This window comes from Alteromonas sp. R7 (genome assembly GCF_055755235.1).
Genome location: NZ_JBVTQX010000001.1, coordinates 540,841 through 555,248, shown reverse-complemented (window position 1 = coordinate 555,248; position 14,408 = coordinate 540,841). Strand labels below are relative to the sequence as shown.

Below are 14,408 nucleotides of genomic sequence, written 5' to 3'. Positions count from 1 at the left end.
TAAATGTATTAAACCCAGTGATTTTTTTTATGTTTACAAATTCGCCATCTACGTCTCGACAAATTTTAACAGTTACCAAGCTAAATCGCTTAGCCAGAACCGTACTGGAAGGCGAAATTGGCCTTATTTGGCTATCTGCCGAAATATCCAACTTTGTGGCAGCCGCATCAGGGCATTGGTATTTCACGCTCAAAGACAACAAAGCCCAAGTTCGCGCGGCCATGTTTAAGGGATCAAACCGCAATGTTCGTATTCGCCCTAAAGAAGGCGACAAAATTTTAGTGCGAGCGTCGGTTGGCCTTTACGAAGCACGCGGCGACTATCAACTGGTTGTCGAACACATGGAAAGCGATGGCGAAGGTGCGCTTAAGCAAGCGTTCGAAGCCTTAAAGTTCAAACTCAACAATGAAGGCTTGTTCGATACTGCTAACAAGCGTGCGCTACCTGAACGTATCAATCGCATCGGCGTAATAACTTCATCAAGCGGTGCAGCGCTTCACGATGTATTAAGTGTATTAAAACGACGCAGCCCACAAACCGAAATCATTGTTTATCCGTCGATGGTTCAGGGTGAAACTGCACCTTTACAGTTAATTAATGCGTTGAGAACGGCTAACCACCGCGCAGAAGTGGATGTGCTGTTACTTACGCGAGGCGGCGGTTCATTAGAAGACTTGTGGTGTTTTAATGATGAAAGCTTAGCAAGAGAAGTCGCTGCAAGTGCCCTTCCAATAGTTAGCGCCGTAGGCCATGAGGTAGACTTCACCATTAGTGACTTCGTCGCCGATGTTCGCGCCCCTACCCCATCTGCTGCTGCCGAAATCTTAAGTCAGGATTCTGCCGCTCTTTACCAAACGCTAAGTCAGCAAAAACAACGCTTAGCAAGGGCAATACATCAGTACCTTCAAACGAGTAAACAACAGCTTGTTTTAAAGAAACAACGGCTAAATGCGTTGCATCCACAAAGCCGCATCCAATCGCAGTGGCAAACGTTAGACAGACTACAACTTCGTTTAGCGCATAAGATGCAAAACGACTTGGCAAAAGCAGAGAAGCGATTACAAGGTCTTGATTACAGGCTAAACAAACAATCGCCATCAGCAAACGTGGCGCGTGCAAAAGACAAATTAAACTATGCTAGCACCAAGCTCTTATCAAGCATGAACACACTTATTAGAAGCAAAAAAAATGAACTTGGTGGTAAAGTTAGCCTCTTACAATCCGTAAGTCCTCTTTCAACGCTCGCCCGTGGTTACAGCATTACTTTGTCCGACAAAGCAGCCATTAATAGCGTGAATAAAGTAAATGTAGGTGATGAGATAAAATCTCGGGTGACTGACGGAGAAATAACCAGTACAGTGACACACATTCAACGGCAATAGGTAGCCTTAAGTATTATGCCCGTTCATGTAAACGCGTTTTCCTTTTCCAGTATTTACCAGCGGGCCTGTGCATTTTGGAGCCTAAAGTCACAGCGGTTCGCTGTACCAAAAATTTTGACACCTTTGTGCGTTTTTGTTCTGTTACTAGTGCCTGACTTCACCTTTGCTTCTATGGTCAATCAACCTGTCTCTGTTTTTTCTACCTACCCGAGCGAGACGTTACTCAGGGCTTGTGGAGCCCAGCGAGCATTAAGCGAAGCTAATGCTTCTCAATCCACTAATTTGTGTTTTGAAGATGCTATTTCGCCCGACAGCTTTATTAAACTCCTAAGCGAATCAGGAGAGTTCAGTCATTTGTTCCCTTATGGCGAAGGAAACGACTACGAACTATTGATTGCTAATGTTGGCGCAGCGCCTGGCATGCATCGACAGCACGCAAAACAATTTGCAGAATTCACTTTACAATGGCGAGGGATAGAAATTGACTCATCTTCATTTGATGCGAGTGCTCTAGAAAACACAGATGTGAAAACGGAAACCGCTTTAGCCGAAGAAGAAGCTCAATCGTTGATTACCCGCTGGATTCAACATGCCAAACATTCTGGATTATTTACCAGCCAGTTTTTGTTCGATGCGCTAGAAGCTAGCGACTATAAGGGTGGATTACAGGTACCAAACGCCATTGGCGACTTCACTAAATTAGATACTCAGTTATATCCAGACCCGTTTAACGGTGCAATTACTCGCTATATACACCCTGAGTTTGAAGATGCGCTCGTTGACGTCACCGTATATCCCTTTTTAGATCAGCTTTCTTCAGATGAAAACGAGCTACTTCCTGAGCAACTAGAAAGTGATCTGCAAAGAGCTAGTGCTACAGCCGATTTACAGCAGTTAACTTTGTCTCAAATCAGTCCAGCCTCACGCTACGAGGTTAACAGCGCATTAAGAGGATGGAGGTTGGGGCTAAGCGCGACATCTGAAACATCACCAACAATTTACGCGACAACCTATGTCTTTAAGCTACAAGATAAAATCGTAAAAGTGTCTACGACTTTTCCTCCTGACTTTTCAGACAATATTGTCAATCAATTGATTGTTAACGTAGAAGTTCCGCAAGAGTCTGAAATGATGAAAAAGGTTCGCTCTCTGCTTTTAGAAAGCGCCAATTGATACCATAGAAAAGATTAGTTGTATCACTAGTTGCTAAACTTTGGCCAATGGGTAAGAGCGAACCGTTGCTGTTTTTATTTTTCAATAAATCGCATTACAGGATTAATTGACTTACGTTTCACGTCACTGCTTAAAATGTGAACTTTCGCCTGTTCTCTCGGTTTATACCTATCAAACCAATTGTAAACCTGGTCTTTTTGAAGCGGCTGCTTCGCTGAGTGTAATTTTTCCACTGACATCATTCTTCCTTTGTCTGGATTATAAACGGTCGAAATTGTAATAATCGATAGACGTTACACTCATTTTTTGATTACTTTTCTTCTGTTTGATAATAAGAACAAAAGCCCTGCGCCAAATAAGCTAAATGCCGCTGGCTCAGAAACACTAGTGGCTGTCGGGGCGTAATCGAACTCTACGAATACTTTACCCCAAGAACCCGTTGAGAATTCATTTGTAAAGCTACCCGTTCCCCCGTCTACTTGATTAAATACGTTCGTTCTCGCATCCGTTGAAAACAAAAATTCGATTGGAGTTCCGGCTAGAAAGGCCGACAAGTCTACGTTTGCTAGCATCCCCGACCGTTCGCCTGTTGTCACATCAAACTCAAATTCGGCAGAATCTTCACCTGGAATCATTGTGAATGTCCCCTCTGGTGAGCTTTGTGCAGAGACAAGCGGATTAACGAAATTTGCTTGTTCAAATACAAATGTTTCAGCTACGCTACTGGATACTTGCCAGTTCGACGCTAGAAAGATATCTACGTCAGTGCGACCTGCTTCAGAGCTTCCATTAACGGATCTTCCTTCGCTGTCTATCTGTCCATAGACCGTTATATTTACAGCGTTCAGTGTACCCAGTGTTTGATCAAATGCGTCAATAAACACACTTTCCGATAGCGGCGATACTTCTGCCACGTCGAAAGGACTTCCTTGTTCACCAAAGGATACTTCTTGCGTAATAATTGCTGCTTTTATTGGCATTGTAGTCGCTGCGATGATGGCAGCGGCAATAATTCGCTTATTCATAAATTCATCCTGCTCATATAGTTAGAATTACCCCGACGGTCGAAGGGGCTCCCTGTGACTGCAAGAAAGAAACCATAGATTAATTTATGTGCAATACCGCATGTAGCATGGGTTAACAAAATTTAAGGTTATATAATGAAAGCTAAAAATTATTCACTGATAGAAAATATTACACTTTAGTTGTAATTATGACCGACAGAATATAGTTTGGCACGGCTGATGCTTTAGTAAAATCAGCAAAGGAGGGTTGAAACTTAGGTAGGCTGATGCAATGCATGCAGTACACTGATAACGCTATAGATACTTGGGTCTGTTAACGCGGCAAAAACTAGCGTGGTAAGAAAGAGACATTAATACTTTTTATAATAGCGGACTTGTACATCACTACGCTAATAAGCGCAGCGATGTACTTAACAAGGCTACTTTTTATCTTTGTAATAAGACATCATACGACGGCGCTTGCGCTGCTGCGCCAAGGTCAAATTAGCCTTCTTACCTTCAAACGGGTTGTTGCCTTCTCTGAACTCTATCTTGATAGGCGTGCCCATAATTTCTAGCGCTTTTCTAAAGTAATTCATCAAGAAACGCTTATAAGAGCTTGGTAAGTCATCCACTTGATTACCGTGAATAACAATAACCGGTGGGTTGTAACCACCTGCGTGAGCATACTTCATTTTAACTCGGCGCCCACGCACCAGCGGAGGTTGATGGTCATCCTGAGCCATTTCCATAATTTGTGTAAGCAGCGCGGTATTAATACGCTTGGTCGCGCTCATATACGCTTCTTGTACAGACTCAAATAAATTACCAACACCCGAACCATGAAGCGCAGAAATAAAATGAATTCGAGCAAAGTCGATAAAGCCTAAACGACGGTCCATCTCGCGCTTTATGTCGTCTTTCACGTCAGTACTTAATCCGTCCCACTTGTTCACGGCAACTACTAATGAACGACCTGAATTAAGCACAAAGCCTAATAAGCTAAGATCTTGGTCGGTAATACCTTCTCTGGCATCAATAACCAATAGCACTACGTTAGCTTCTTCAATTGCCTGAAGAGTTTTAACAATAGAGAACTTCTCTACGGCTTCACTAATTTTCTTGCGCTTTCTCACGCCCGCGGTATCGATTAGGATATATTCACGCTCATCCCTTTCCATTGGAATGTACACGCTGTCACGGGTGGTGCCTGGCATGTCGAACACCACCACGCGCTCTTCACCTAAAATGCGGTTTGTCAGTGTCGACTTACCCACGTTGGGCTTACCTACGATAGCAAGTTTGATAGGTAACTCTTGCAGGCGTTGACGCTGCGTTTCAGCATCCTCTTCTTCTTCAGGCTCCTCATCGATAATTTCCATGTCCGGGAAATCAGATTCAAGTGGCTTTAAGGCGTCCTGCAGCAATTGGCTAACACCGCGACCGTGCGCCGCAGCTATTTGCTTAATATCACCTAAGCCTAAGGAATAAAATTCCGCACTTTCGCTATCGCCGTCAATTCCATCAACCTTGTTCGCCACAACAAACACTTTTTTGTTTATGCGTCGAAGATGATCAGCAATACCTTGGTCGGCTGGCAGCATACCTGCTCTGGCGTCAACCAAAAACAATACGACATCAGCCTCTTCTATAGCTAACAAAGACTGTTGTGCCATTTCAGCATCAATGCCCTCTTCATCGCCCGTAATACCGCCGGTATCCACTACTATGAACTGGCGCTTTTCAAATTTCGCTTGGCCGTATTTACGGTCGCGAGTTAGCCCCGGGTAGTCAGCAACTAGTGCATCACGGGTATTTGTAAGGCGATTAAACAAGGTTGACTTACCAACATTAGGGCGGCCAACCAAAGCAACAACGGGTAACATTTATCAGATCCTAGGGGTCATGAAAGCTAAAAAAGCACAAGCCGCATACACCATCTATTACAACTAACGTTCGGGAGCTGTATTCTCTAACGAGAGGTGAATTACTATGAGGCTTTTGAGAATGGGCGCATTATACCTTGTTCACTACCTAATACCAATGGCGTTCAATAACACGAAGAGAAACCGTCTACCCATTGGTAATTCCCAAGTTTAGGCCCGAAAAAACCGCGGGGTATAAAAAAAGGCGCTTTAAGCACCTTTTCTGTTTAAATATTAGCGAAACGTTCCTGTTACTTTGGAACTTGCACCGACGCTATTACGCCATTACGTGTTACCGCTATAATCTTATCATCAACCTTCAACGGCGCAGCATAGATTGAATCATCTTCGTCATCGCCGCCAACATCTAGGCGTGCAACAACTTCACCTGTTTCTTGTTCAATCCAGTGTAGAAAGCCCCAGTTATCACCAACAACCACATGGTCGCCTACTGGAGTAGCAGCCGTTAATGAGCGATGCTTAAGTGAACCTTGAGACCAAAGCTCTACGCCGTTTCGTCTATCAAGGGCATAAACGTTAGAGTTGTTGTCTACAACAAAAATTTTATTGCCGTCGATATTCAAATTGCGAAACGATGCATATTCACGTTTCCAAATTACACGACCTGAACGTAACTCTACAGCAGCTAATGTTCCGTTGTAAGAAACCGTATAAACCGTGCCGCCAAATAAAACAGGCGTTGTGTCGATATCAACAATACGCTCTAACTCTGTTGCACCAGAAGGCGTTGCAATTACCGTTTCCCAAGCAAGTACACCTGTTTCGATAAGATTAACCTGAATTTTACCTGTAGGTGTGCCGATGATAGCACCACCGTTAGATGCTATTGGGCCAGAAATACCACGTAATGTTAGCGGAGGAGTATCACCTTCGTGTCTCCACAACTGTTCACCAGTGCGGGTATTAAAACCAAATAAGCTACCAGCACCCGTGTTAACCACTAAGATACCTTCATCAGCTGCCGGAGCCGCTAAAATCTCACCGGGAACAGACGCATCCCAAACTAACTCTCCGGTTTCTGCATCCATTGCAGCTACATAGCCGTTTTCTGTACCAATGAATACGTGTCTGTCTGCTACGGCGATACCACCAATACGTGCAGTCTCACCGCTACGCCACAAATTAGTGACTGAGCTTAGCATGCCCTCAGAGCGAAACTGTGCGAAATCTTTCTCCCACAACACTTTACCCGACTCAGGGTCCATCGCGACAACGGCGCCATGGCGATCGGCAGCATAAAGCTTGTCATAGGCATAAACAGGGCGAAGACGAGAGAAGTAATGATTAACGCCATCACCAATATCGCGATCCCACACTAATTTAGGTGTGAATTTAGCCTCAATAGGCTTTAAACGACGAATCTCTAATTCTTCATCATCTGCAAACCAGTCTGAAATAGTTGAGCAGCCAGACATTGTGATAGACACCGCGAGTGCCATACCTATCGTGCGAGCAAATCGACCTTTACGGCCACACGTGTTGTGAAACAAATTGCGTACCTCTTTATTATTTATACCAGCCCTAAGGCTTTCGCTTATTGCGCAGCAGATACCGATAGGTTATCTAACTTCATTTGTAAAAGCGGATTGTTGGCATTTTTTTCTAACGCATTTGAATAAGCTAAGCGAGCATCATCAAACTTGCCTTGTTTTTGATACACATCGCCTTTTAATTCAGAAACTTCTGCTGCAAATGCGTCGTTTGTTACATTGCTAAGCGTAGACAACGCCGCGTCCAGCTGGTTCATTTCAATTTGCACACGCGACAAACGAAGTGAGGCAAGTACTTTCAATTCGTCATTTTCGGCAAAGGTTACTACGCTATTTAGGTGAGAAGCTGCAGCGTCTAAATCACCGGCATCTACCGCTTGCTTAGCAGCAAGAAGACTAGCGATGCTTGCATAACCACTGTCTTTGTTCTCTTCGATAAAAGCTTTAACTTTTGCGTCACTGCCTTCGGTACCAAAAGTCTCTACGGCATTTTGATAGGCAACCGATGCCGCTTCTTTAGTTTCAATTTGCGCTTCTGAATACGCTCTCCAGCCCCAAAGGCCACCTAGACCAAGCGCTGCACCGACAATAATTGCAGTACCGTGCTCTTTCCAAAAACGTTTAATCGCTTCTACTTGTTGTTCTTCTGTTGCGAACTGTTCCATGATGTCCTCTTTTTATTTTGCGCTCAGCATCTCTGCAACCTTATCAGATAAGGTATCGAAGCTGACTGTAACTTGTTCTTGACCATCGCGCAGTGGTTTAACACCTACTTCGCGAGACTGCATTTCGTCATTGCCTAAAAGCAGCGCTAAACGTGCACCTGTTTTATCTGCACGCTTTAATTGTTTTTTAAAGTTGCCGCCGCCACAGTGCATCATTATGCGTGTATTAGGAAGCGTATTTCGAAGATGTTCTGCTACCTCAATAGCGTATGACTGTGCCTCTTCGCCCATCGCCGTTACGTAAACATCCGCGAAACTTGAGTCCTGACCTTCTTCGGTTAACGTGGTTAGCAACAGTACCAAACGTTCAATACCCATAGCAAAACCAACCGCAGGCGTTGCTTTGCCCCCGAGTTGCTCTACCAAGCCATCGTAACGGCCTCCAGCGCACACTGTACCTTGGGCTCCCAAGCTATCTGTCACCCATTCAAACACAGTACGGTTGTAGTAATCTAATCCGCGCACTAGTCGAGGATTTATTTCAAACTCAATGCCTGCTTGCGTTAAGCGCGAACACAAGGTTTCAAAATGTACTTTAGATTCTTCATCAAGATGATCGATTAGCGCTGGCGCATCGGCAATAGCAGCTTGAACATCAGGGTTCTTTGAATCGAGTACGCGAAGTGGATTCGTTTCAAGTCGACGCAGTGAATCTTCGTCGAGCTGGTCTGCACGCTGTTTTAAGAATTCAACCAGCGTATCGCGATATGCAGCGCGAGCTTCGTTTGAACCTAAGGTATTGATTTGAAGTTTTACGTGCTGCTCAATACCAAAAGCTTTCCAAAAGCGTGCACTAAGAAGAATCACTTCTAAGTCGATGTCAGGGCCGTCCATACCGTAGGTCTCTACACCGAACTGATGGAACTGGCGATAACGCCCTTTTTGTGGACGTTCATGACGGAACATTGGCCCCATGTACCACAGGCGTTGCTGCTGGTTGTACAATAAGCCGTGCTCGTTTCCTGCGCGCACGCAACTTGCCGTACCTTCTGGACGTAGCGTTAAGCTGTCGCCATTTCTATCTTCGAAGGTATACATTTCTTTTTCAACGATATCGGTAACCTCACCGATAGAGCGCTTGAACAAGTCGGTGCTTTCAACGATGGGAGTACGTATTTCTTGGTAACCATAACTCGCCACAACCTGACGAAGTACAGATTCTACCTTCTGCCATGTACCGGAAATCTCCGGTAGGCAGTCATTCATGCCTCGAATTGCCTGAATAGTCTTAGCCACGTGAAATTCTCATACTGCTAAATAGTGAAAAGCCCCGCATTATAGGGGCTTTGGGAATAAACAACAATGAACAAAAAATGTCTCAGTCTTTAACCGAGACCTGAATTTTATTTTGTTCACTCATACGCGATGCTTTGGCGCGAATCTTAGCTTCAAGCTTATCCACTAGATCGTCGTTAGGAAGACGTTCTTTAACGCGCTTACCGTCTTCATATAGGCCGCTCATGTTACGTGCGCCAGTGAGGCCCAAATCAGACACTTCTGCTTCGCCTGGGCCGTTAACCACGCAACCGATGATAGAGACATCCATTGGCGTAAGAATATCTTCCAATCGCTGCTCAAGAGCATTCACTGTGCCGATTACATCGAATTCTTGTCGTGAACAACTCGGGCAAGCAATAAAGTTTATACCGCGCGAGCGAATACGCAGTGACTTCAGAATATCAAAGCCTACCTTGATTTCTTCCACCGGATCAGCGGCTAACGATACGCGCAACGTATCACCAATACCTTCAGCCAATAGCATACCTAAGCCAACGGCACTCTTCACGGCGCCGGCGCGCTGACCACCGGCTTCGGTAATACCTAAGTGAAGCGGCTGGTCTATTTTTTGTGCCAATAAACGATAGGCGCCAACAGCTAAGAAAACATCTGACGCTTTAACGCTGACTTTGAATTGATCAAAGTTAAGTTTATCGAGAATATCCACATGACGCATTGCGGATTCAACCAGCGCTTCTGGCGTTGGCTCACCGTACTTCTCTTGTAAGTCTTTTTCTAACGAGCCACCGTTCACACCAATGCGAATAGGAATGTTCTTGTCTTTTGCACAATCGACCACAGAGCGCACACGCTCCATATTACCTATGTTACCTGGGTTAATACGCAGACAATCTACGCCGTATTCAGCAACCTTAAGTGCGATACGGTAGTCGAAATGAATGTCTGCAACGAGTGGCACACTCACCTGCTTTTTAATTTCTTTAAATGCTTCAGCCGCTTCCATCGTGGGCACAGATACTCGAACGATCTCCCCACCCACTGCAACAATACGGTTTATTTGATCGACGGTCGCTGCCACATCAGTGGTCCGCGTATTCGTCATAGATTGAACAGCAATGGGAGCGCCATCACCAATGGGGACGTTACCTACATTAATACGCGTAGACTTTCTGCGCTTAATAGGGCTTTCTGCAAACATCTAATTACCTATAAAGGAAGTGCGAAGCGAGCTGTTTTACCGTTTTGGTATGAAGAAATATCAACAGACTCGCCGTTAACTGATATGCGCACATTATCCGGTGCACCGAGCGTAACTTCAACAGGAGGAACGCCTTGAATTTCCATAACTCGTCCTTTTAGCTTTACCCCATAGGCAATAGCTTCTCCAGACGCGTCTTTTATATTAACCCAACAGTCATCGTCGAAAGTGAAAACCATAGCAATTGGCGCTGCATCAGACTGACTATTCACATTAAGGTTGGGTTGGGGTTCGTTACTATTCGCAGAATCAACCAGAGCGGTTAGGTTATTGCTATCATTCACCTCTGTATCGGGTGCTGAGATTGCACCATCATTCAAGCTACCGTCTTGGTTAAAACCGCTATCTTGGTCGCTGAACGCACCGCTGGTTTCTGAGTTTGAACTATTGCTCACGCCCGTGTCTAGCTGATTGTTTCCAGCCGTATCACCCTGCGACGACGAGGCGTCAGTAGTTACATTGTCGGTATCTGTGCCCGCCGATGGGACAGGCGTATTAGCGGCTTCTCGCTTAACAGCCTCACTAAGTGGCAGTTCAGCTACCGTGTCGTCACTAGGCTGTTGATACCACCACACGACAACGGCGGCAATGATAAGAAGTAAAATAACATAAGTTACCATCATCCACCTGTCATCGTGTGTCTGTTTTGCGACACGCTTTGAAAAGCTCTGTAATTTCTCGGAAGACGGTACAGATGTTTGATTGTGGAAGCGTTCGAATGCCTCTATAACTTCTTGAGAATTCATGCCTAATTGCTTGGCATAATTTCTCACGTATCCTTTTGTAAAAGTCACCGAAGACTTTTCATCAATGACATCATTTTCTAAATCATTGATTTGTTTAGCTTTCAAAAATAATTTATCAGCAATATCTTGTTGAGACAAACCTAGCGTTTCACGGCGCGCTTTTAGCATTGCCCCTGGACTTGGCGTGTTTTCTTGTTGTTGCGAAGTAACTTCTTGATTCGCTTTTTCTTCCGACACCATTAAACCTTATTCCTCCTGCATACTCGGTGGTACTAACCAAAGCGTCTGACCAGCAATAATAGCGCCAGTATTTTCAAGGTTATTCCACTCTTGCAGTGTTGCCATTTTGATATTGTGCAATAAAGAAATACGATATAAGTTTTCACCTTCTTTTACTACATGGAATTTATCACTTTGCACAGATAATTCAGTATTTTGTGCTTTTTCTGGTGTGTTAGCTGTGGCTGTAGGAGCGTTGTCGGTGTTATTGCTCTGAGATTGACGCTGAGCGTCGTTGTCTTGGGCGACGCTCTTTTCATTTTCTTTATCATTTGATGATGTTTGTGCAAGCCCATCGGTATTTGCTTGGTTTTCGCTTATTTGTGTTTCAGAATCGTTTGGCTGTGTAGATTTAACGGTTTTAACCACTTTGTTTTGCATACTTTCACGTTGCACTAAGTAACGTTTAGTAAGCTCACTTTCAGGGAACAATGACATCATCATTTCGCCATAACCCTTTGCAGTCTCTAGATCCCCTTTCCCTTTGGCTATTTCATAAGCTAACCACAATGAATCTGGCGTAACTTTGGCAACACGTTCGTATTTTCGTAACGTAGATTCAGCAAGTTCCCACTGTTCTGAAACCGTGTAAAGTTCACTGAGTAAGAACAGACTTTTGCCCCGGGCAGGCTGATGTTTTAATGCGTCTTGAAAATAGCCGATCGCTTCATCTAGCTTACCTTGACTTTGCGCGCACAATGCCAAGTTCTCGTAGGTTTGCGCTGCGTTAGCGTAAAGCCTGTTATTTATAGCATCAAAGAAATACGCTTTGGCTTTTTCGTATTCGCCGTTTTGGCACTTAAACGCGCCATAACTGTTGGCAATATCACCATTGTTAGGCGCAAGGTCGATAGCAGTTTCATAGTACTCTTCCGCTCGAAGGTTATCCCCCACCAGCTGATAGTAATATGCCATCGCAAACTGAACCTCTGCAGAGCGTGGATTAAACTCAAGCGCTTTGTCGAGGTTCTTTTTTGCCTGCGTGTAGTTGTTATTTTGAAGGTAGGTAAGACCAAGGGACATGCGTGTTTTGGCGGCTTCTTCGTGATCGAAGTTACCGCCATACAACCCTGACTGGCTATTACTGACACAGCCAGAAGTGAAAATAATCGCGCTTAAAAAGCCAATTTTAAGTGACGTTCGCAATCCCGCAACCATAGTCTTACCCTAATATCTTAATGATTATTGGGCCATTTTTACTGAAATTGCTTCGCCCTTCACCTGTTTTTTTAACATTCTTTTCGTTCTGTCTACCACATCACCCACTAATTGACCGCATGCTGCGTCTATATCATCACCTCGCGTTTTACGCACAACGGTTGTAAACCCATATTCCATAAGCACTTTTGCGAATCTATCAATACGCGAATTGCTTGAACATGTATAAGGCGAACCTGGGTAAGGGTTAAATGGTATTAAGTTTATTTTACTAGGTGTGTCTTTCAATACCTTTGCCAACTGGTGCGCTTGTTCAGTGCTGTCATTGATGTTTGAAAGCATAACGTATTCTACCGTTACACGGCCTTGGTTCGCTTTAGATTTGGCCAGATAACGACGTACGCCCGCTAAGAAGGCTTCGATATTGTACTTCTTATTGATAGGCACGATTTCGTTGCGCAACTCATCGGTGGGTGCGTGTAATGAAATAGCTAAAGCTACGTCTATTTGGTCACCCAACATATCTAGCGCTGGAACCACGCCCGATGTACTTAGCGTAACGCGGCGTTTAGACAGGCCGAAACCGAAATCGTCCAGCATAATATCCATTGCTGGTACAACGTTTTTAAGGTTAAGCAGTGGCTCACCCATACCCATCATTACTACGTTAGTGATAGGGCGTTTGCTTGAGTCTTTTGAAAGACCAAGGAAAGTAGCTACACGCCATACCTGACCAATAATTTCACTTACACTTAGGTTACGGTTAAACCCCTGCTGCGCGGTTGAACAGAAAGTACACTCTAGCGCGCAACCTACCTGTGATGACACGCAAAGCGTTGCACGGTCAGTTTCTGGGATCCAAACAGATTCAACTTCCTGACCACCTTCAAGGGTAAGTGCAAACTTAATAGTTCCGTCGCTCGCTTCTTGAAAGTATGCAATTTCAGGCGCTTTAATTTCGCAATTTTCAATGAGCATCGCGCGAAGGTTTTTATTGAGGTTACTCATTTCCTCGAAATCGCTGATACCGTGCTGGTAAATCCATTTCATTACCTGATCGGCACGAAACGGTTTCTCGCCCATTTCTTTGAAGAAATTGCGCAAGCCTTCGCGATTTAAGTTTAATAAGTTAGTTTTTGCCATGAATAAGATGACCCTTTTACCTTCGAGGGATGCCCCTCTTACTACTGAATACGGTGTAAAAACCAGCGATTCGACTATGTCTTGAACGACATTTAAGAAAAAGAAAAGCGCTGATTAAAATTTGCGCGGATTTTACCACAGATGAGATTTGAGAAAAAGCCGATTTAACGCAGAGAAACGTTAAGTTTGGCGATGCGCGAGAAGCGTGGTTTAGCTTGCCTTAATGAGCGCCGAGCAAAGCGGCATAAAGCGTGAATCTTTCTTCTGAGTGACTGAGCGCGCTTTAGGCAATGCGCGAGAAGCGTGGTTTAGCTTGCCTAAATGAGCGCCGAGCAAAGCAGCATAAAGCGTGTTCAGGCGCTCAGAAACAAAAAACGGGGCCTTAGGGCCCCGTTCTTTCTACCTACGTAATCTTAGCGAGTACGTGGGCAGATTTCTTCTTCAGAGAAGAAGTAAGCAATTTCACGTGCTGCTGACTCAGGTGCGTCAGAACCGTGAACTGCGTTTTCGTCGATTGACGCAGCGTAGTCTGAACGTAGTGTACCTGCAGCTGCATCAGCTGGGTTAGTTGCGCCCATGATTTCACGGTTAGCTAGAACTGCGTTTTCGCCTTCTAGTACTTGAACCATAACAGGACCAGACGTCATGAAGTCTACAAGTGCGCCGAAGAAAGGACGCTCTTTGTGTTCTGCATAGAAGCCTTCTGCTTGCTCTTTGCTCATGTGGATCATCTTAGATGCCACGATGCGAAGACCTGCAGATTCGAAACGGTTGTAAATTGCACCGATTACGTTTTTAGCTACCGCATCAGGCTTGATAATCGAAAAAGTACGCTCAAGAGCCATGTTCTCTCTCCAAACAAATA

12 protein-coding genes are annotated in these 14,408 nt (G+C 44.6%); 2 read left to right on the top strand and 10 right to left on the bottom strand.

Features of this window, described 5'->3' with window-relative positions; all coding sequences use genetic code 11:
• Positions 1-29: 29 nt before the first annotated feature.
• Together xseA and AC0J2X_RS02315 are read left to right on the top strand one after the other, a co-directional pair.
• Positions 30-1,382 carry an exodeoxyribonuclease VII large subunit gene (xseA, locus tag AC0J2X_RS02320; RefSeq protein WP_039228354.1) on the top strand — a complete coding sequence of 451 codons (1,353 nt, stop codon included), beginning with the start codon at positions 30-32 and terminating at the stop codon, positions 1,380-1,382.
• A 15-nt stretch (positions 1,383-1,397) separates the two neighbouring features.
• Positions 1,398-2,555 (top strand): hypothetical protein, encoded by a 1,158-nt coding sequence (locus AC0J2X_RS02315; protein ID WP_061486176.1) that lies wholly within the window; start codon positions 1,398-1,400, stop codon positions 2,553-2,555.
• 299 nt (positions 2,556-2,854) lie between these two features.
• Here AC0J2X_RS02315 and AC0J2X_RS02310 read toward each other — a convergent pair whose 3' ends face one another.
• From AC0J2X_RS02310 to ndk, 10 genes are all read right to left on the bottom strand, one after another.
• A complete protein-coding gene (locus tag AC0J2X_RS02310; protein ID WP_472995727.1) occupies positions 2,855-3,580 on the bottom strand; it encodes a choice-of-anchor E domain-containing protein in 726 nt (241 codons plus the stop codon).
• 419 nt (positions 3,581-3,999) lie between these two features.
• Complete coding sequence (gene der / locus AC0J2X_RS02305) at positions 4,000-5,445, bottom strand: ribosome biogenesis GTPase Der (RefSeq protein ID WP_014950163.1); 1,446 nt, start codon at positions 5,443-5,445, stop codon at positions 4,000-4,002.
• 290 nt (positions 5,446-5,735) lie between these two features.
• Complete coding sequence (gene bamB, locus AC0J2X_RS02300) at positions 5,736-6,995, bottom strand: outer membrane protein assembly factor BamB (RefSeq protein WP_014950164.1); 1,260 nt, start codon at positions 6,993-6,995, stop codon at positions 5,736-5,738.
• 44 nt (positions 6,996-7,039) lie between these two features.
• Positions 7,040-7,660, bottom strand: coding sequence for a YfgM family protein (locus tag AC0J2X_RS02295; protein WP_014950165.1), 621 nt, complete (start codon positions 7,658-7,660; stop codon positions 7,040-7,042).
• Positions 7,661-7,672: 12 nt separating this feature from the next.
• Complete coding sequence (gene hisS, locus AC0J2X_RS02290) at positions 7,673-8,956, bottom strand: histidine--tRNA ligase (RefSeq protein ID WP_075177060.1); 1,284 nt, start codon at positions 8,954-8,956, stop codon at positions 7,673-7,675.
• 82 nt (positions 8,957-9,038) lie between these two features.
• Positions 9,039-10,157, bottom strand: a complete 1,119-nt coding sequence (gene ispG / locus AC0J2X_RS02285) for a flavodoxin-dependent (E)-4-hydroxy-3-methylbut-2-enyl-diphosphate synthase (RefSeq protein ID WP_014950167.1) — start codon at positions 10,155-10,157, stop codon at positions 9,039-9,041.
• 8 nt (positions 10,158-10,165) lie between these two features.
• On the bottom strand, positions 10,166-11,203 hold the full coding sequence (locus AC0J2X_RS02280) for a RodZ domain-containing protein (protein ID WP_061486177.1): 1,038 nt from the start codon (positions 11,201-11,203) through the stop codon (positions 10,166-10,168).
• A gap of 6 nt (positions 11,204-11,209) precedes the next feature.
• On the bottom strand, positions 11,210-12,400 hold the full coding sequence (pilW, locus tag AC0J2X_RS02275; RefSeq protein WP_061486179.1) for a type IV pilus biogenesis/stability protein PilW: 1,191 nt from the start codon (positions 12,398-12,400) through the stop codon (positions 11,210-11,212).
• 24 nt (positions 12,401-12,424) lie between these two features.
• Positions 12,425-13,543, bottom strand: a complete 1,119-nt coding sequence (gene rlmN / locus AC0J2X_RS02270; RefSeq protein ID WP_014977032.1) for a dual-specificity RNA methyltransferase RlmN — start codon at positions 13,541-13,543, stop codon at positions 12,425-12,427.
• 413 nt (positions 13,544-13,956) lie between these two features.
• Positions 13,957-14,388, bottom strand: a complete 432-nt coding sequence (gene ndk / locus AC0J2X_RS02265) for a nucleoside-diphosphate kinase (RefSeq protein WP_012519000.1) — start codon at positions 14,386-14,388, stop codon at positions 13,957-13,959.
• Between the last annotated feature and the right edge of the window lie 20 nt (positions 14,389-14,408).